This window comes from Akkermansia sp. N21116 (assembly GCF_029854705.2).
GTDB lineage: Bacteria > Verrucomicrobiota > Verrucomicrobiia > Verrucomicrobiales > Akkermansiaceae > Akkermansia.
The window spans coordinates 578767-598221 of the sequence record NZ_CP139035.1 but is presented as its reverse complement, the minus strand read 5'-3'; the positions used below and the strand labels follow the sequence as shown (position 1 = coordinate 598221).

The 19455-nt window shown below is 53.0% G+C and carries 18 protein-coding genes; 16 read left to right on the top strand and 2 right to left on the bottom strand.

Annotated features, from left to right (window positions below; translation table 11 throughout):
* Window positions 1–53 precede the first annotated feature (53 nt).
* From QET93_RS02280 to QET93_RS02220, 13 genes are all read left to right on the top strand, one after another.
* Window positions 54–1211 carry an FN3 domain-containing metallophosphoesterase family protein gene (locus tag QET93_RS02280; protein ID WP_280126069.1) on the top strand — a complete coding sequence of 386 codons (1158 nt, stop codon included), beginning with the start codon at window positions 54–56 and terminating at the stop codon, window positions 1209–1211.
* A 166-nt stretch (window positions 1212–1377) separates the two neighbouring features.
* Complete coding sequence (gene guaB / locus QET93_RS02275; protein WP_280133125.1) at window positions 1378–2829, top strand: IMP dehydrogenase; 1452 nt, start codon at window positions 1378–1380, stop codon at window positions 2827–2829.
* 25 nt (window positions 2830–2854) lie between these two features.
* Entirely contained in the window at window positions 2855–4378 is a 1524-nt protein-coding gene (gene guaA, locus QET93_RS02270; protein ID WP_280133124.1) for a glutamine-hydrolyzing GMP synthase, read from the top strand.
* Window positions 4379–4568: 190 nt separating this feature from the next.
* Window positions 4569–5369, top strand: a complete 801-nt coding sequence (locus QET93_RS02265; protein WP_280133123.1) for an MBL fold metallo-hydrolase — start codon at window positions 4569–4571, stop codon at window positions 5367–5369.
* Between the two features lie 32 nt (window positions 5370–5401).
* Window positions 5402–5806 (top strand): cytidine deaminase, encoded by a 405-nt coding sequence (locus QET93_RS02260; protein ID WP_280133122.1) that lies wholly within the window; start codon window positions 5402–5404, stop codon window positions 5804–5806.
* A gap of 178 nt (window positions 5807–5984) precedes the next feature.
* Complete coding sequence (locus QET93_RS02255; protein WP_280133121.1) at window positions 5985–6518, top strand: adenylate kinase; 534 nt, start codon at window positions 5985–5987, stop codon at window positions 6516–6518.
* Window positions 6515–7297 carry a MurR/RpiR family transcriptional regulator gene (locus QET93_RS02250; RefSeq protein ID WP_280126073.1) on the top strand — a complete coding sequence of 261 codons (783 nt, stop codon included), beginning with the start codon at window positions 6515–6517 and terminating at the stop codon, window positions 7295–7297. The genes QET93_RS02255 and QET93_RS02250 overlap by 4 nt, the downstream gene beginning before the upstream one ends.
* A gap of 52 nt (window positions 7298–7349) precedes the next feature.
* Window positions 7350–7952: a sugar O-acetyltransferase gene (locus tag QET93_RS02245; RefSeq protein ID WP_280133120.1), complete on the top strand. Its 603-nt coding sequence runs from the start codon at window positions 7350–7352 to the stop codon at window positions 7950–7952.
* Window positions 7949–8704, top strand: a complete 756-nt coding sequence (locus QET93_RS02240; RefSeq protein ID WP_280126075.1) for an HAD hydrolase-like protein — start codon at window positions 7949–7951, stop codon at window positions 8702–8704. The genes QET93_RS02245 and QET93_RS02240 overlap by 4 nt, the downstream gene beginning before the upstream one ends.
* Before the next feature lie 55 nt (window positions 8705–8759).
* The gene (locus tag QET93_RS02235) at window positions 8760–9719 is read left to right on the top strand and encodes an AEC family transporter (protein WP_280133119.1); all 960 of its coding nucleotides are present in this window, start codon (window positions 8760–8762) and stop codon (window positions 9717–9719) included.
* Between the two features lie 64 nt (window positions 9720–9783).
* Window positions 9784–10491, top strand: a complete 708-nt coding sequence (locus tag QET93_RS02230) for a hypothetical protein (RefSeq protein WP_280133118.1) — start codon at window positions 9784–9786, stop codon at window positions 10489–10491.
* 105 nt (window positions 10492–10596) lie between these two features.
* Window positions 10597–11676 (top strand): acyltransferase, encoded by a 1080-nt coding sequence (locus tag QET93_RS02225; RefSeq protein ID WP_280126078.1) that lies wholly within the window; start codon window positions 10597–10599, stop codon window positions 11674–11676.
* 58 nt (window positions 11677–11734) lie between these two features.
* Window positions 11735–13648 (top strand): RecQ family ATP-dependent DNA helicase, encoded by a 1914-nt coding sequence (locus tag QET93_RS02220; protein WP_322190077.1) that lies wholly within the window; start codon window positions 11735–11737, stop codon window positions 13646–13648.
* 44 nt (window positions 13649–13692) lie between these two features.
* Here QET93_RS02220 and QET93_RS02215 read toward each other — a convergent pair whose 3' ends face one another.
* Together QET93_RS02215 and nadB are read right to left on the bottom strand one after the other, a co-directional pair.
* Entirely contained in the window at window positions 13693–14652 is a 960-nt protein-coding gene (locus QET93_RS02215) for a hypothetical protein (RefSeq protein WP_280126080.1), read from the bottom strand.
* 11 nt (window positions 14653–14663) lie between these two features.
* Window positions 14664–16265 (bottom strand): L-aspartate oxidase, encoded by a 1602-nt coding sequence (nadB, locus tag QET93_RS02210; protein ID WP_280133116.1) that lies wholly within the window; start codon window positions 16263–16265, stop codon window positions 14664–14666.
* 249 nt (window positions 16266–16514) lie between these two features.
* Here nadB and rlmB point away from each other — a divergent pair, with 249 nt between their 5' ends.
* The 3 genes from rlmB to QET93_RS02195 all read left to right on the top strand — a co-directional run bounded on the left by rlmB (window position 16515) and on the right by QET93_RS02195 (window position 19451).
* On the top strand, window positions 16515–17099 hold the full coding sequence (rlmB, locus tag QET93_RS02205; protein WP_280126082.1) for a 23S rRNA (guanosine(2251)-2'-O)-methyltransferase RlmB: 585 nt from the start codon (window positions 16515–16517) through the stop codon (window positions 17097–17099).
* Window positions 17096–17947 carry a metallophosphoesterase gene (locus tag QET93_RS02200; RefSeq protein WP_280133115.1) on the top strand — a complete coding sequence of 284 codons (852 nt, stop codon included), beginning with the start codon at window positions 17096–17098 and terminating at the stop codon, window positions 17945–17947. The genes rlmB and QET93_RS02200 overlap by 4 nt, the downstream gene beginning before the upstream one ends.
* A 319-nt stretch (window positions 17948–18266) precedes the next feature.
* Window positions 18267–19451 (top strand): hypothetical protein, encoded by a 1185-nt coding sequence (locus QET93_RS02195; protein ID WP_280133114.1) that lies wholly within the window; start codon window positions 18267–18269, stop codon window positions 19449–19451.
* Window positions 19452–19455 lie beyond the last annotated feature (4 nt).

Below are 19455 nucleotides of genomic sequence, written 5' to 3'. Positions count from 1 at the left end.
TTTTATCCTCCCGCATGAAAGATCGATATCTATTTTGCAGTAACAGATATACAATGAAAAAACTGACCCTTTCCCTCCTGTCCTGCTCTCTTTTCTGCACAGCGATAGCCGCACATGCCGATGAACCATACGAACCCACCGTCCATGGCCCCTATCTCCAAAGAATCGCCCCTGACAGTGCCACCGTCATGTGGACAACGGAAAAACCTACAGCCGCCTGGGTGGAACTGTGGGACAAGGATCAACCGACGAACCGGACTATCCTGATGGATTCCCGCTACGGCCTCAAGCGCACCAAAACCAATGCTCACCAGGTCGAAATCTCCGGTCTCAAACCGGGTGCCGTCTACCAATACAAGGTTTTTGCCGGAGACCGGGGTAAAAAGGGAGATCCCATCCCGCCCTCGTCAGAACCGGCAGACGGTACATTCCGTACTCTAAATCCTTCCAGCAAAACATGCGAAGTTTTCATCATCAACGATATCCATGGGGATTCCGAACGCCTCGTCAATCTGCTCGGACAGCACGTCAAACCCGGTAAAACGGATTTCTGCATTCTAAACGGGGATACCGTCTCCTACCTCAGCGGCAAGGATCAGCTCTACAAAGTAGCCGTCGATCCTGCCAAAGATTTCGCCAAGGATGTTCCCTTCGTCTTTGTCCGCGGAAATCATGAAAACCGCGGTAGCAACGCGCTGGATCTTCCCAATGTATTCCCTCCCAACAGTGGCAGCGAATATTACTTCCTGCTCCGTCAGGGTCCCGTCTGTTTCGTTGTGCTGGATGCCGGCGAAGACAAAGCCGACACCAGAAAAGAACTCGGAGGAGTCACCGATTTCGCCCCCTACCTCAAGAAGCAGGAGGCATGGCTGAAACAGGCTGTCCGGACACGTGAATTCACGACCGCTCCATACCGCGTTGCCATCATCCACATTCCTGCCCTTGTCGAAGAAGGCTATGCGGAGAAGCTCGTCCGTTCCATGTTCGTTCCCACACTGGCCAAAGCAGGTGTAGACATCATGATCTCGGCCCACACCCACAAAAACTATTTCGTACCCGGCGGCAAAGAGAAAGACGTCCCCTTCCCCATCCTCGTCAACGACAATGAAGGAGCCGTCATCATCTCGGCCAATCCGCAGAAAATGAAAGTCATTCACTACGACAAGGACAAAAAGGAGCTCCGTACCGAACAATTCTCTCCCCGCAAATAAAAACCGGCAGGGAAATACCCGGCCTCACACCATGGCCGTCGCCAAAGCATGGCCATGGTGTCCCGGAAAACGTTTTCTACGTCAGCAACAGGAATCTTTGCATGTTTTCCAATTCAAAGCACGGAATTCGTCTTGATTTTGGACCCCGAAGAGATTAGATTCGCGCATGGCGGATTTTAACATTGGTTTAAGTTTTGACGACGTGCTCCTGCTGCCCCGCAAGAGCGCCATCCTCCCTGGTGAAGCCGATCTCAGCTCCCAGCTTGTTCCCGGTTTTGATTTGAAGATTCCCGTTCTCTCGGCCGCCATGGACACAGTGACCGAGTCCGAACTGGCAATCGCCCTCGCCCGGGAAGGCGGCCTTGGAGTCATCCATCGCAACAATCTCATCGATGTGCAGGCAGCTATGGTCTCCCGCGTGAAACGCTTCGAAAACGCGGTCATTCCCAAGCCCTTCACGGTCTCCAAGGACATGACGCTTGCCCAAGTGCAAGATATCATGAACGAACACGGATTTTCCGGTTTCCCGGTCGTCGATGCCAACAACAAACTCCAGGGTATCATCACCGGACGCGACATGCGCGGCATTGACAACTACGAGGGAACCCGTGTCGATGACGTCATGACCCACCTCGACAAGCTGGTAACGGCCGCCCCTACGACCACGATCGAAGAAGCCCGCAGCATCCTCTACAAGCACCGCATCGAAAAACTGCCACTCATTGATGCCAACGGCTGTCTCGCTGGCCTCATCACCGAAACCGACATCCAGAAACGCGCCATGTTCGGCGACGCATCCAAGGACTCCAGCGGCCACCTGCGTTGCGGAGCCGCCGTCGGAGTAGGCCCTGAATATTACGAACGTGCCCAAGCCCTGATTGAGGCCGGAGCGGACGCTCTCTTCATCGACGCCGCCACCGGTCATACTACCCGCGTCATGGAAGTCGTCAGTAAACTGCGCGAACTTTCCGACAAACCCGTCATAGCCGGCAATGTCGTCACGGCTGAAGGAGCCTCCGATCTTATCAATGCCGGTGTTCAAGCCATCAAAGTAGGCGTGGGCCCCGGCTCCATCTGCACGACGCGCATCATCTCCGGCGTTGGCATGCCCCAATTCACCGCCATTAAGGAAGTAGCCGGCGTGGCCCGGCCTGCAGGAGTCACCGTCATTGCCGACGGAGGTATTCGCTACTCGGGAGACATCGTCAAAGCCCTTGCCATCGGCGCCGACCTCGTCATGCTGGGAGGTCTCCTGGCTGGAACGGAAGAAAGCCCGGGCAAAATGGTCCATTATCAGGGCCGTCACTTCAAACAATACCGCGGCATGGGCTCCATCGGCGCCATGCGCCGCGGTTCCGGAGACCGCTATGGTCAAAACAGCTCCGGCAAACTCGTCGCCGAAGGCGTCGAAGCCCGGGTTCCGTTCAAAGGAACGCTCGGCGACGTCACCTTCCAACTCATGGGCGGGCTCCGTTCCGGCATGGGATACGTCGGAGCCCGCAATCTTGCCGACCTCCGCGAGAAAGCCCGTTTCGTCCAGATCACATCCGGCGGTTTGAAGGAAAGCCATCCGCACGACATCCAGATCACGGAAGAGCCCATCAACTACAGCTGCTAATCCTTCCCCACCGACCCCAATATCCATGGACGATCGACACATCGTTGCCGTCATCGACTTCGGCTCCCAGTATACCCAGCTCATCGTGCGCCGCGTACGCGAACTCGGCTACAGTGCCAAACTGTATGCCTTGGAAGATCTGGACCATATCGTAGAACCCGGAGCCATCATTCTCTCCGGAGGTCCCAAGAGCACGTCCGATGCCGATGCTCCCGATCTTGACTACACGTGGCTGACCTCCTTCAACGTACCCATCCTGGGCGTGTGCTACGGCATGCAGCTCCTCAACATCAAGCATGGAGGTACCGTCAAACCCAGCAACAAGCGCGAGTACGGCCCCGCCGACCTCTGTCCCTGTGCCTGCGAAGGCCTCTACAAGGATGTCTCCCCAACCTCCCAAGTCTGGATGAGCCATTCCGACACTGTCGACCACATCTCGGAAGACTGTCGCATCATCGCTCGCAACCAGAGCGGCATTCCCGTCTCCCTGCAATGGGGCGAGACCTGCTTCGGCATCCAGTTCCACCCGGAAGTCACCCACTCGCATGAAGGCAACACCATCTTGCGCAATTTCCTTGCCACTGCGAAAAACCTCCAGAAGTTCGACATCGGCGACTTCAAAAACCAGATGGTTCGCGAAATCAAGGAACGCGTCGGCGACAAGCAGGTCGTCTGCGGCGTCTCCGGCGGAGTGGACAGCACCGTCCTCGCCGTCCTCCTGCACGAAGCCCAGGTCAATGTCCGTGCCATCTTCGTAGACAACGGTCTCCTCCGTAAAAACGAAGCTGACGAAGTCCGCGCCAACTTCAAGCGCATGGGCGTCGAAATTGAAACCGTCGATGCCTCGGAACGCTTCCTCAATGCTCTGGCCGGCGTACCGGAACCTGAAAAGAAGCGTAAAATCATCGGAGAACTTTTCATTGACGTCTTCTGGGACGCTGTCGGCGATGCCGAAATCCTCGCTCAGGGGACCCTCTACCCGGACGTGATCGAAAGCGCTTCCAACGCCAAGTCCAAAGCCTCTACCATCAAGACGCACCACAATCGCGTTGGCCGAATTCTGGAACTCCAGTCCCAAGGCAAGGTCCTGGAACCACTGGCGGAACTCTTCAAGGACGAAGTCCGTGCCCTCGGCGCCTCCCTCGGCATCGAACACGACATTCTGTGGAGACATCCCTTCCCCGGCCCCGGACTCGCCGTGCGTTGCCCGGGAGCCGTTTCCAAAGATCGTCTCGACATCATCCGCGACTGTGACGCCATCTTCATCGGCAAACTCAAAGAACATGGCTGGTACGACAAAATCTGGCAGGCCTACGCCGGCCTCATCCCCGTTAAGACCGTCGGAGTCAAAGGCGACGAGCGTTCCTACGAATTCGCCACCAACCTCCGTGCCATCGTCTCGGAAGACGCCATGACCGCCGACTGGGTGGAATTGCCCTACAGCCTCCTGCGGGAAATCAGCAACAAGATCCTTAACGAAGTTAAAGGCATCAACCGCGTCCTCTACGATATCTCTACCAAGCCCCCGGCATCCATCGAGTGGGAATAATACTGGAAAACAGCGTACTCCCCCCACATCAAGACAAGCTTTCTACCCTGCTGGATCTCCATTCGGCAGGGTATTTTATCGGCTCTTTCCCAGCTAGGCAAATGCAGAAATCCGTGATAGCATACATGGAAAGAAGTGCGTATACTCCGACAAAACGCACTCCATTGATTCATTTTCGAGGTGACAATTTATGAATTTAACAATGCTGGGAACCGGCAATGCCCTTGTAACAGAATGTTATAACACCTGTTTTGTCCTGGAGGAAAACGGCAAATACTTCATGGTTGATGGAGGCGGTGGAAATGCCATCCTTCAGCAACTCAAGTGCGCAGGATTAAACTGGATGGATATCAAAGAAATTTTCGTGACGCATAAACATATCGACCATCTTATGGGAATCATCTGGATGGTCCGCCTGATCTGCCAATTCATGAAAAGCGGCAAATACGAAGGTGAAGCCCATATTTATGCCCACGATGAAGTGATTGCGTTAATTCGAGACATGGCCGGGAAACTTCTCTCGGAAAAAGAAGCAAGCTTCCTTGATCATCGGTTTCATCTAGTTACCGTATCTGATGGCGAAGAACGCAAAATCAACGGCAGGAAGGTGATATTCTTTGATATCAACTCTTCCAAAGCAAAACAATTCGGTTTTTGCATGGAACTTGACGATGGGAAAAAGCTCACTTGCTGTGGCGATGAACCCTACAATTCAGGAGCAGAAAAGTATGCCAGGCATAGCAAATGGCTTTTGCATGAAGCATTTTGTTTATTTTCCCAGGCAGATATCTTTAAGCCCTACGAGAAACACCACTCTACGGTTAAAGATGCCTGTGAGCTGGCTGAAAATCTGGATGTTGAAAATTTACTTCTGTACCACACGGAGGATCAAAACATTCATAACCGCAAAGAACTTTACATGAATGAAGGGGAAAAGTATTACTCCGGTAATCTTTTTATTCCCGATGATCTGGAAACCTTGAAATTGTAATTTCAGGAGCCCCTTATCAACTTTCACGACAGATGGATATCTGGGATAAATTATATCAGGCTGCTGAAAAAGTACACCATAGCAGAGTCATTTCGCCCTTCATCGATGCAGGGGCAGTCACTGCCGCCCTATTAACAAAGTCGGGGAATATTTATGGAGGCGTCTGCATCGACACATCATCGTCATTGGGTATGTGTGCGAAAAGAAATGCCATCGCCCATATGATTACAAACGGAGAAAGCCGAATCAACAAGATCATTGTCGTAGCACCTGATGGGAAAACTGCCTCGCCATGCGGAGCCTGCCGCGAATACATGATGCAATTGGATGAACACAGCGGAGAGATTCAGATCATGTTGGACTATGAATCCGGAAAAACCGTCTTATTAAAAGAACTTCTCCCCAACTGGTCGGAGTACGACAGGTTCCTGCAATGAGTAGAAAACCCGGCACTGAACTTGAGTCTATTCTGTCCGTCCTCTCCCTGAAAAAGCAGGAACCAAAGAATCCAGACCAAGCATCGGTTGCGGCTCGTTAATTACTGGGGATTCCAACTGAAAGGCACATTTTGGTAATCAGCCCCATAGGAGAAATAAAGAGAAACACCCCTTCAACATGATTATTCTAATTACCGGAAGTACCCACACAGGCAAAACGACTTTGGCACAGCACTTGCTGGAACGGTACAAGTATCCCTATCTCTCCATCGACCATCTTAAGATGGGACTCATTCGGAGCGGGCATTGCCCGTTGACGCCAGAAAATGATGATAATGTATTAACGGAATTCCTGTGGCCAATTGTCCGTGAAATCATCAGGACAAATATCGAAAACGGGCAGAATCTGATTGTTGAAGGCTGTTACATCCCCTTTAGCTGGCACAAGGATTTTACCTCTGAATATATGACATCTATCCGCTTCATCTGCCTCGTAATGAGCGATACGTACATCCTCAATCATTTCGAAGACATCCAAGCCTTTGCCAACATCACGGAAAAACGCCTTCCCGGTAATACTCCATCCCAGGATGAACTCATTGCTGAAAACAGGGCTAATCTCATGGCTTGCAACGAATACGGTCTTCCTTACGTCCTGATTGACGAGGAATATGAAATCGGATATGAGTCGATAATTGGATTGCTACCATGAATGATCAATCTTCCCAGCACGATGGCAGCAGCCTGTTCCCTTATGAAACCGTCCATGCATTCAATGAGACGGATATCAGGATTTACAAGTATGTCATTGCCCACATGGGCCAGGTCCGCTACATGACTATCCGCGAGCTGGCAGCCAAGCTCCATATGTCCACATCGTCGATCTTGAGGTTTTGCATCAAGGTGGGATGCGAAGGGTATTCCGATTTCAAGAAACATCTGGAAAGGGAAAGGAAACTGATTCAAAAAATACCGGCCCGCAAGGATCTGCGGGAATTGCTGCTGTATTTTCAAAGGACGGCCACCAGTGCCTTCGAACAAAAAATCAGCCAGGCGGTGGAAATGGTACGTACCGCGCAAAAAGTCATCTTCGTCGGACAGGGCTCATCCGGCACTTTAGCCAAATACGGAGCCCGGTATTTTTCCAACCTGGGAAAATTTTCTATCGGTCTGGAAGACACGCATTATCCCATCACGGAATCCGAGGACGCACATACAGTCGTCATCGCCCTTTCCGAAAGCGGGGAAACGAGAGAAGTGATCGATATCGTCCAGCAGTTCCGTCTCCGGCAATGCAGCATCCTGAGCATTACCAATTCTCCGAATACTACGCTGGCCCATCTGTCGGACGAGAATATCGACTACAACGTTAAACAGCAAAGGATCAACGGAGGATACAACGCGACGACTCAAGTCCCCGCTCTGTTTATCATAGAGGCAATTGCACGGAGACTTGTTGAAGAAACTCCTCCCCGCTTCCCCAAAATTTGAAACACCCTGTTACTTGAGATGTCACGGAGCACTCCTCATGATACGGGGTACTATGACTGAACTCGAAAAATGCCTGGCAGGTGAACTTTACGACTGCCACAATCCGATCTTTCTGGACTACAAAAACAGAACCCGGGAACTGCTCGCATCCTACAATTCCCTGCCCTACGGGCGGAAACAGGAAAAAACACACCTTCTCCGGCAACTCTTCGGCAGCATGGGGACGAACGTATCAGTTGCAACACCGTTCCTCTGCGATTACGGCCGCAATATGCACCTCGGCAATAATGTGTCGATCAACATGAATTGCACGTTTGTAGACTGCAATGAAATCCGGATCGGCAACAATGTTTTGATCGCTTCCAACGTGCAAATCTACACGGCGACCCACCCAATCGATCTGGAGGAACGACTCGTTCACGACTGGAATCCGGAAAGTGGCGCCTACTTCTGCCATACCCGCGCCCTGCCGGTTCGCATCGGCAATGGATGCTGGCTGGGAGGCGGGGTTATCGTTCTCCCCGGCGTCACCATTGGAGAAGGTACCGTCATCGGGGCAGGCAGCGTCGTCACGAGGAACATCCCTTCCCATTGTGTCGCCGCCGGCAATCCCTGTCGCGTCATCAGGAACATCAATGGAACACAACAACAATGATCAAAATGATCGCCTTTGACCTGGACGGTACTATCGGGGATACAATTCCAATGTGCCTCCAGGCATTTGAAGAAGCCGTTTCCCCGCATGCCGGACATAGGTTGAGCGAAACGGAAATCGTCCAGACTTTCGGACTGAATGAAACCGGTATGATCCGCCAAATCGTCCATGACCGATGGAAAGAGGCCCTCCGGGACTTTCTCACTGCCTATCGCCGCCTGCATGATCAATGCCCATGTCCGTTCGACGGTATCCTCGAACTGCTTGATACCCTGCATGCCAGGGGAATTCGTCTTGCCCTCGTCACGGGCAAGGGAAAGGAAAGCTGTCGCATCACTCTGGAACAATTCAAAATGTCCGGTCTGTTTTGTACCATCAAAACCGGTTCGGACAAGTATTCCAGTAAAGCACCGGCCATCGTCGACCTCATGCGCCAATTCCGCCTCCGTCCGGACAACTTCCTTTACATTGGAGACACCGTATCGGATATTTCCGCCTGTCGAGAAGCCGGAGTCGATTGTCTATCTGCCGCCTGGGGAACAACGGCAGACATCCCTGCACTGGAAGCGGCCAATCCTTCCCGTGTGTTCCGCTCTGTCCGGGAACTGTGCAATTATCTGACCAAAAATATCAACCTCCCTTCAATTCCCCGGCATCCCCAGTTCAACAACCCGCCCGGCAAATCAATTTCATGCCGGAAAAATCCCTCGAATTACCGGATCAAATCGGATGAGATAAGGCCACGGAGCTGATCCCCCTTGATGCCCTCGATCACCCGGACAGGGCGGCAAACAAAAAACAAACAGTATGAACTCTACCGATCCCGTTGCCGTCGCCTTCCTGGCTATTATTCCGGTCTATCTCATCATCGGGCTCGGCTGGCTGGCCAGAAGAATGCATTGGCTGCTCCCGAACCACGAGAAGCCTATCAGCAAACTGGCTATTGATATTTGCTACCCCTGTCTTGTACTCTCCAGCATGCTCGGCAACGAGATGTTGCGCAGCCCGGCCTTCTCGCTGGAAGCGGCCGGAGCGGGCTTTGCCGGGTGCATGTTGGGAATCGCCTCAGCATGGCTCGTCGGCAAATTGTTCGGGTACCATATCGGTACTGGACTCCGTACTTTCACTCTGGCGGCAGGTATTCAGAACTACAGCTTCTTCGTCATCCCCATCATTGCGGTCATGTTCACCACACCGGGCAATCCGATGATGGGTATCCTAATGACCCATAACACCGGTTGTGAAATCGCTATCTGGACGGTAGGACTCATTATCCTCTCCGGCGGATTCAAAAATATTTCTCCGAAAGTCTTCCTGCGCGGGCCTCTGATCGGGGTAACGCTCGGTCTCTTCCTGGTTTGGACAGGCATTGACCGCTACGTAACGCCAGCCCCCATCAAACAGACGCTGCAGATGCTGGGCAACTGCGCCATTCCATTGTGCGTTTTTCTTTTCGGTGCCACCATGTACGATTCCTGGAAAAGCGTCGAATGGAAACCCAAAACAATTATCAGCGGCATCGTAGGGCGCCTGATAGTCGCCCCGGTATTGATCCTCCTCCTGGCATGGCTGCTTCCCTTCAGTACAGAGATCAAGCAGATCATGGTCATCCAATCGGCAATTCCCTCCGCCATGATTCCGGTCATCATCGCACGACAATTCGGAGGACTCCCGGGACTGGCCATGCAGGTGTGCCTGGTAACGACCTTCGTTTCCTTCCTCACCCTGCCTGTCTGGCTGGCCGTTGGCTTCAAATTTGTCCTGTAAACTCTGCAAGCCGCCGACCTGCTCCGGCCTTGACACCCGGAAGCAGCCACGGTTCAATATCGGCATGAGACTGCTTCCCGCCCTCTGCGCAGGCGCCTTCTGCGCGCTTTCCTCATGCACTTACGAATCCCGCTTGGAATCCGTACGGGAAGTTCCCGTCAAGTCCACGGATTCCTCGGCATTCGAAACCGGTCTCATGCGAGCCCAGACAACGTACATCATGTACGGAGCCATCACGGCCAAAGAACGCCGCAATCGTCTGGGACAGTATTATTACGTCACGTGGACAGACGGGCAACCGGAACTCCCGGCCCGGCTCGTCTTCGAATATCAACAAGGGAACACAGGCTCCAAAGTCCATAAAAAAATCATTTCCTTCCCTAAAGGCCGCAGCGGCGGAGAAGAAAAAACATGTTTTACGGTGATTGGGGACGAATACTTCACAAAAGGTCCCGTCCTGACCTGGAAAGTCACGTTGCTGATCAACGACAAAGAAGTCTCTTCCCGGAAGTCGTATCTCTGGGGGGACGACGATACGACTTCCGGCAAATTCTCCGTTCCGGATTCATTCGGACCGATCACTCCTTTTGGAAAGGATCCCGGGAAGTCATCCTCAACGACCGGACAACCGAAACAGACGACACCTTCTCCAACCTCCGGCAAAGACCCTGATTCCATCGTCGACCCTCTCGACATGAAGGACCAGCGTAACGATCCGACGATGCGTCCCGGGACCATGTCAGGTTCCACCCTGTTCGGTAATTCGCTATAGCAGGGAGCCGGAAGTTCCTACACTAAAAAGACCAGGGTACCGCATCTGAAAGAAACGCCGGTTAGTCACCGTAGTTAACGGTCATCTCCAACGTTTCTTTTTCCCATGAACACGGTACCGGTACAACAAGACAGAATCGTCTTCCTCGATTATCTCCGCGCAGCAGCCTGCTGCATGGTCATCCTGATCCATTCTTTTGAATTTTATTACATCGGAGAAGGTGGAAAAGTCAACTTTTCGGGACCGGAAGCAACAGGATGGGTCACGTGGTTTGCAAGTGCCCTTCGCATTGCCGTTCCTTTATTCGTCATGGTATCCAGTTATTTGCTTGTCCCTCTGAGGGAAAGTCCCGGACAATTTTATCGCCGCCGTTTTACGCGTGTCGTCATCCCCTTCGCTATCTGGTCCCTGCTATACGCACTCCTGCCGCTGTCCTGGGGAGAAATTTCCACTGACCAGGCTACAGGCAATCTCCAACGCCTGCTCTACAATTTTACCGATGCTAGCGGTCATTTGTGGTTTGTGTACATGTTGCTCGGGCTTTACCTGTTCATGCCTGTTATTTCACCCTGGCTCCGGGAATGTTCCCGAAAATTCGAACTTGCCTTTCTAGCAGTCTGGTTCCTGACAACCTTCTACCATTACGGAAGAGAACTTGTTCCGGGATTCTATGGCGAATGCGACTGGAATGAATTCGGAACCCTCTGGTATTTCTCCGGTTTTATCGGTTACGTTGTTCTCGGCCACTATATCAGAACCTACATCCACTGGAGTCCCCGGCGGAACGTCGTCACCGGACTACTCCTGTTTCTGGCAGGCTATGCCATTACAGCCGGAGTTTTCCATCATCGCACGGAAACAGCCGTTCTGGTACCGGAACTGGAATTGAGCTGGCGTTTCTGCACCTTCAACGTTGCCTTGATGTGTACGGGCATTTTCCTGCTCTTTAAGGCCCTTCCTTCCTCCCAGGGTCGCGTCTATGCATTTTTCAGGAAGGTTTCCGAAGCCAGTTACGGGATGTATTTAATGCACATCTTCTTTCTGAACATGATGTTCAAACTTCTGAACGCTTCACTTCCCTTCCCCATCAGTACTTTTGCCATCGGAATCAGCACCATTGTCATCACCTACCTGATTGCCAGACTGCTTTCTATTCCCAGATTCGGCAAATATCTGATCGGGTAAACCGGAAACCCCGGCGTGACAGGTACCGGACTCGCCATCCGTCGGCCTGAACTGTACCATGCATCTCATGCCACATCCTCTGCAAACTCCGGAATCCTTTCTTCCCCTGTTTGGAAAACAGGATTTTCGCCCCCTGCAAAGGAACATAATCCAAACAATCCTGGACGGACGCTCTTGTCTGGGGGTCCTGCCCACGGGATCGGGGAAAAGTTTATGCTACCAGCTTCCTGCAGTCATGCTGAACGCATTGACGGTAGTCGTCTCTCCCCTGATCGCCCTAATGCGCGACCAGGTAGACAGCCTCGTCCGCCTGGGAATTGCCGCAGCACGGTATGATTCCTCACTGACGGATGAAGAAAAAACCGAGGTCCTTCATGCAATTTCCTCCGTAACCTTGAGCATGGTATTCGTCGCTCCGGAATCCCTGGAAAGACAGGAACTCCAACGAGCCATGGAAGGGGTCCCCCTTGGATTGTTTGTCGTAGACGAAGCTCACTGCCTGTCAGAATGGGGGCACAGTTTCCGCCCGGATTACCTGGGACTGCCCTCTTATGCCAAAACGCGCCCTTTTCATGCAGTTCTGGCTCTAACAGCCACGGCTACCGTCCGCGTCAGGGAAGACCTGATCCGCCTGTTCGACATCCGGGCAAACGACGCCTTCTGCCTTCCGCCAAGCAAGGAAAATATCCGCCGTAGCGTACGCTTCGTCGATGAAGAGGTTCGCAATGATGCTTTGCTTGAATTTCTGCAGTCTCCCGGCAATACCCCCGGCATCATCTATGTCCGTACCCGAAAAGACACGGACAACCTGGCCGCATGGCTTCAGAATCGCCAAATCAAAGCACGTTCCTACCACGCCGGCATGCCGACGGAAGCCCGAGCCTGCATCCAGGACTCTTTCCTCGCGGGGAAAACCGATGTCCTTGTCGCTACCATCGCCTTCGGCATGGGAGTAGACAAACAGGATGTGCGCTCCGTCGTCCACTTCCATCCTCCCACATCACCGGAAGCCTACGTTCAGGAATCAGGCAGGGCAGGACGCGACGGGCAGCCCGCCCAGAGCCTTATCTTCATCTCTCCGGGAGACACGATCGCCGCCGGGAACCGGATCCGCGCATCTCTGCCGGATGAGCGGTCTTTGGAAGTCGCCCTGTCCCGCCTGCTCATCCGGGGAAGACACGTCGTTTCCTACTATGCAGCAACAACGGAATCGGATCTTCCGGAAACAGTGTTCAACAGGCTTCTCTTCGACCTGAAGAGGGAAGGCGCGCTGAAAGAAACCGGCTCCGGCTACCAGTACTACAAAGTCAAACCCCTTTTCCCGCTGGAAACTATCCTCTCCGGACGGAACCACGAAGAAACGGAACGTCTGCATTGGCTGAACGCTCACCGCGAAGGTGAAGTCGAGGATGCGGCTATTGCCTTCGGAATCTCTTTTGCCGAGGCCTGTGCCTGGCTTGCAGATCTGGACGCCACCGGAGAATGGAAGACGACTTTCCGCCAAATCGCCATAGAGCTGGAACCCTCGCCCGACGCACTGCCTCCGACCGTCTGGCGTGACCGCTACGTCCGTTTGATGTACGAACGCATGCAACACGAACAGGAACGCTTTAACATCATCATGCGCTTCCTGACTGACGGATCCTGTCTCAGTGCCAATCTCGACTATTACTTCGGATTCCCCAGTTCCCCGTGCGGTCACTGTTCCGCCTGTCGGAATGACCAGATGAAAATCCCAGAAACACGCCCTGCTACCGCCATGACGGACGAAGAACACCTGGCCCTGGCAGAACTCGTTGCCCGCAACTACCCTTCGCTGGCCCGGGCGGAACAACTCACACGCTTCCTCATCGGCCAGCCCGGCCCGGCCGCTATGCGGGCCAGGCTTTGGAGCCACCCTCTCTACGGAGCGCTGACACACCTTCCATGGGATGACGTATGGACGGAAGCCTACGCCATTCTGGGGCGTTAAATGTAATAAAGAAAGCCTACTCCGAGGCCGGCAAAACAAGCTACTTAACCCTGCAATTCCCGCCTCAATTTATCAATGTCGGACTGGAGCAACTTCTTTTCAATGCCATCTCTTTGGCGTTTGAGACGATCCGTACGAATCTTCTCGGGAGCCAGTTCGGGACGCTGAAAGGGATTGTTGTCTCCGTACTTCGACCAAGGGCCCGGCTTGATCCGGTGGAAATCTACAAACCGCCAATCGACAACGGCATGCCCTCCCTTGATGCCGAGGTGGTCACGGACGGCAGGAGAAATATCAATTCCCGCCCCGAAATTGGCCTTGTTCTTCGGAGGAGAATCTCCGAATACATACTCCCAGTCTTCCGTGGTAAACGGGCCGCAATCCTCCCATTGGGCAAAACAATATTTACCATTGTACCAGATCTGAACCCACTTGCCCTTGCAAACGCTCTTGCCCGGTCGTTCGAAATCCCGGTTGAACCACGGGATCACGCGCGACGCCTCCGGCTTGTGACGCCCCTTGGAAACATCATTGTACGGTAAGGCAACGTAAAACGGATTCTGTTTGGGAATAAATCCCGCCGGCCTATTCAATCCGCGTTTCGTCGGATCCGGATCGTCAAACCCTCCGAAACTATCTTGCCAGGAAGCATCCCAGGAACTCTTGTCATTGGAAACGGGATTGCGACACGTAGCACTTTCCCCGACCCAAAAAACCGTAGCTGTAATGTTTTTCCGCCAGGGATAAACCCCGTTAACGATGGAAGTCCGGCTTCTGGGTTCTATAATCGGTACCTTCGGGACAGCGGAGTGCGCTCTTCCGGACGAACCTGCCGATGGCATGGAAGATGTTGATACCCGGGGTGATGGCGAGGAGGGGACATTCCGGCGTGTCGGTACGGCCACAATAGGACCTTTCACCTTCCCCTCTGGAGAAGAAGGGGAAGACTGGATATCTGCATAGGATGTACCAATCAGGATGAGAACTGGAATGAAAATGCGCATCTACGGGGGAATTACCAACGTCGTATTGTGGACGGTGCGCTGTCCTTGGCAGGAGCGGGATAGTCGGACGTATAATGCAGGCCACGGCTTTCCTTGCGCCTGATTGCGCAATCCACGATAAGTGATGCTACGGCAATCAGGTTCCTGAGTTCAAGTATTTCCGGCGTAATTCTATATCCCCAATAAAATTCTTTGACTTCCCGGTGCAGCATGCGCAAGCGGGCCGCTGCCCGCTTGAGGCGCTTGTCCGTCCGGACGATGGAAACGTAATCCTGCATCAGCGTACGGATTTCATCCCAATTGTGATAGATGATAGCAAGCTCATCGGGCAGAGCCGTATCGCCATGGTGCCATTCCGGAATCGGATATTCGTGGGGTTCACCACGCCCCAGAGGAAGTTTGGTCAACATCGACTTCAAAGAACGTTTGGCTATAACGACACATTCCAGAAGAGAATTGGAAGCCAAACGGTTAGCGCCGTGTAATCCTGTACAGCCCGTTTCTCCGGCAACGAAAAGACCTCTCAGAGTAGACTGACCGTTGATATCCGTCAAGACACCGCCGCACTGGTAATGGGCAGCCGGGACAACCGGAATCGGTTCATGTGCAGGATCAATACCGTACTTGCGGCACGTTTCATAAATCAAAGGGAAGCGTTCCTCTACAAAGCCCTCGGGCTTATGGGAAATGTCGACAAACACGCACGGACTGCCTGTCCGCTTCATCTCCGAATCAATGGCTCGCGCCACAATGTCGCGGGGAGCCAGGGATTTGCGTTTGTCATAGCGGGACATGAATTCCTGTCCGTCCGCACCGATCAGCACCCCTCCTTCACCGCGCACGGCCTCGGAGATCAGAAATGAGCGGGACTCCGCCCCTTCGGCTCGCTTGTTGTAGAAACAAGTGGGATGGAACTGGACAAACTCCATGTTGGAAATTGTCGCCCCGGCACGCCAAGCCATCGCGATGCCGTCGCCCGTAGCAGAATTCGGATTGGTTGTGTACTGATACACACGACCAGTACCGCCAGTTGCCAACAAAACGCGATCGGAACGGAAAATATCCACATCTCCCGTCTCACGATTCAGAACGTAGGCTCCCAACACGCGATCTTCCGTCACGAGGCCCAGCTTGCCCGTCGTAATCAAGTCGATTGCAAAATGGTGTTCCAACAGCGTAATATTAGGGGAACGTTTGGCTGCTTCAAGCAGTTTGGTACTGATTTCCAATCCCGTCGTATCCTTTGCATGCAGGATCCGGCGATGCGAATGCCCACCCTCGCGTCCGAGTTCGTAATGATGATTTTCTTCCTGGTCGAAGGCAACTCCCCAGTCAAGCAACTCGCGAATGGCATCCGGCGCTTCCTCCACAATAACGCGGACAGCACTTTCATCGCAAAGTCCGGCACCGGCTACCAATGTGTCTTCGATATGCTCTTTAAACGAATCGTCCTTGTCCATCACGGCGGCAATACCGCCCTGAGCCTTCGCGGAACTCGATTCGAGCGCACTGCTCTTCGTAATAACAACCACGCTGCCATATTTGGCAGCCCTTAAGGCAAAACTCAATCCGGCCACACCGGATCCAATGACGAGGAAGTCGCTTGTTCTCATGTGTTGAACTCCGGGGGCGACTCTACGCCCCCCTCCGGGACAAGTCACGCCTCAATTACACTCAATCCGGTACCATACGGGAGAAGCAATATATCTCCCCGATGTCTACTTCTCCCCATTCATCTTCCCGATCACTCCCGGAAACGGGATAAGAAGGACGATTCCATACGTTTCCTCAACCTTCTATAAAAGTAACGAATACGGTCTTTTGGCTGGAAATTGAGACAGAAACAGGATAATCCCTGCACAATGAGACCGCGCGGAAACGATCACAATGCCCGTCAGAACAAGCACGTCAACCCGGCACCGACAATTGCCGTCAGGGCACTGGGAGAAGAGGTCTTGGAAGATATCGTCCGTGCCAAAACCATCCCTCTCCTCCTGATTCTTGACTGTATCCAGGATCCGCACAATCTCGGCGCCATCTTGCGGACGGCGGATGGCGCAGGCGTCGACGCCGTCATTGCCCCCAAAGATAAATCTGTCGGGATCACGGACACTGTACTCCGCGTCTCCGTCGGAGCTGCGGAAAAAGTCCCGTTCGTCCAGGTCACCAATCTGGTTCGTACAATAAAAGAACTCAAAGACCTGGGAGTCTGGATCGTCGGCACATCCGACAAGGGAGACCGCAACCTCTACGAAATGGATTTTACCGGGCCGACGGCTCTCGTCATGGGAGCGGAAGGCGACGGCATGCGTCGCTTGACGGAAGAAAATTGCGATTTCCTCATTCGCATTCCCATGAAGGGATTCGTGCCCTGCCTCAACGTATCCGTAGCAACGGGCGTCTGCCTCTATGAAGCCGTCCGCCAGCGTTCCCTGAAAACCGAATGAAGAAAGACCTGCCCGCCCTTCCCGGCCAAACCATCCGGTTCATCTCCGACCTCCACCTCGGGCATGCCAAATCCGCTATCCGCGATGTGGAACAGATACGCTTCCTGCTGGAAGGATGCCGGATACTTGTCATCTGCGGGGATTTCTCCGAAACCCGGGAAGAAGACTTCTTGGAACGCGCCGGGAAACTGCGCCGGGACTTCGAAACCATGTGCTCCGAGGCTGGCGTCGAATTGATCATCCTGGCCGGCAACCACGACCCCGATGAAGAACACAGCGTTCTTACCTGCCTGGATGGTCGCATCGCCGCCCTCCACGGCCACTGCCTCTTCAAACAGGTTTCCCCCTGGGGACGTGAGTACCTGAACAACAAGGCTCTGTACAAGCGCACCATCCGCGAGTACAAGGATGCGGATATCAACCTCGAACACAGGATGGAACTCGCCAAAACCATCGCCAAGCTCGTTCTGCCGCCAACCTGCCCTGAAGATCCGGCCAAGGTTCCGACATGGAAACGCTCCAAACCCGTTCGCTTCTTCCAGCACGCCTGTTGGCCTCCGGAAAGGCCGCTTCAGATCCTCCGCGCCTGGCTCATGATGAGAAGCCGCATTAAAGACTTTCGCAAACGCTTCCTACCGGAAGCCGAAGTCATCTGTTACGGTCATCTCCACCGCCGCGACATCCACTTCTCCCAAGACAAACTCTACGTCAACCTCGGCGCTCTTTTCCAATACGCCTCAGGCTACGCCGTAGAAGTCAAAGACTTCTCTCTGGAAGTCCGTGAAGTATCTGCCGACGGTTGGGGGCAAACAGCCTTCCGGCACACCATTCGCCCGTTGAACGAATAGCCTCTTACTGCCCGGCATGAAGGGATACTCCCTTGAACATTCAAAGTGAATGGAAAAGCTACCTTACCCTGGACAGCAAGATAGGGTATCGCCACGAGCACATCTTCTCTGGCTTTGCCATTATATACAAATAGTTCGGTAAAACTTGTTTTTCTCTGTTTGTCAAAATCGTATGCCAATGAATAATAGTCGTTTGTAAGGAATTCACAGTTCCTTGCACAAACAAACGACCAATAACGCATATGGACTGCATATTTGAATATTACCGAACATTCTCAGGTTTCTTCTTGGAACAGAAAACCCAGAAGGAGAATTTGTGATGAAATGCGTATTAATTTCATCGCCGGGCGAATTTCTGGAAGGAGCTGCCGCTCTTCATGGTGCCGGGTATGAGATTCTGCCCTATCCATCTATCCGGAACACGTCTTGCCTGACGGATGCCAAAGAACAGGAAAGTGCCCGCTACTTGGGCAGAAACCCCGCCTCGGTCGAACGTTCCCATGTTCGTTCGCTGAGAGCCTCGTTTATACGGATGCTGAGAGATCATCGCTTTGACGATGATGATATGGTCATTTTCGGGGAAAGCGACGCCTACCCGCAAATTGACAATGCCCGTTTGGAATCCGCCCTGAAACAGGAATTGGCATCCCATCTGGAAACAGATATTTTCCGGCTGTTTTTCTATTTTTCATCACACCCTTGTGCTGGCGTAACAGAAGAAGAATTTCCTGTCTTTACCCCCTTTCAGACGAAATCTCGAGACCCGGATTGCCCGTATGTGTGGGGGACACATGCCATGGTCATCCCTGCCCGAAGCCGGGAACGAGTCGCCCGAGTCTTTTCTCACTACCGTCTGCCAACCGACATTGCCTTGGGTGCGGCAGCTCATTTTGGAGAACTCAATATCCGGGTTTCCAGACATAATCTTTTCTATCAACGTCAACGCACCAGATCCATGAGCAACCGGTACATTAGCAGCTGTATCCTCTTCCGCATGGATAAGGAGGAACAAACCCGGAATTCCCTGATCCGTTTACTGAAACAATCGTATCCCGGTTTTCATGTGGCTGTTTCACCCGAAGATCCCTCCGACTCATTCCGTCTCCATCTCTCATCCCTGTTCCATAAAGAAATCCAGCAGGGGTGCGTTTCCCTGATATCCTCTCAATTCCATTCCCGCCCCTCGCCTTTCCAATGGTTTCTTCCCAAGAAATCAATCGAAGCATTCGACTTGTTCATTCCTGTAGAAACATCAGAACTTCCCGACCCTGCTTATTTCCGTTCGATTCACGAATTCCATCAACTGTTACCAAACGGTTTCAGCAGCTACCGGGGAAACTCCCCGTCCGGCGGACTTCTTTCTCCCGTTTTGAGTCGGAAAGTCATGATGCAGTTACGCCGTTACACTCAAACGGATCAGATGGACATTTCCGCCGTCATGCAACGCTTCGGCTGTTGCGACCGCCTTCCTTTTGATGAAAACAACCCCTCTTTAACTTCCTGATTGC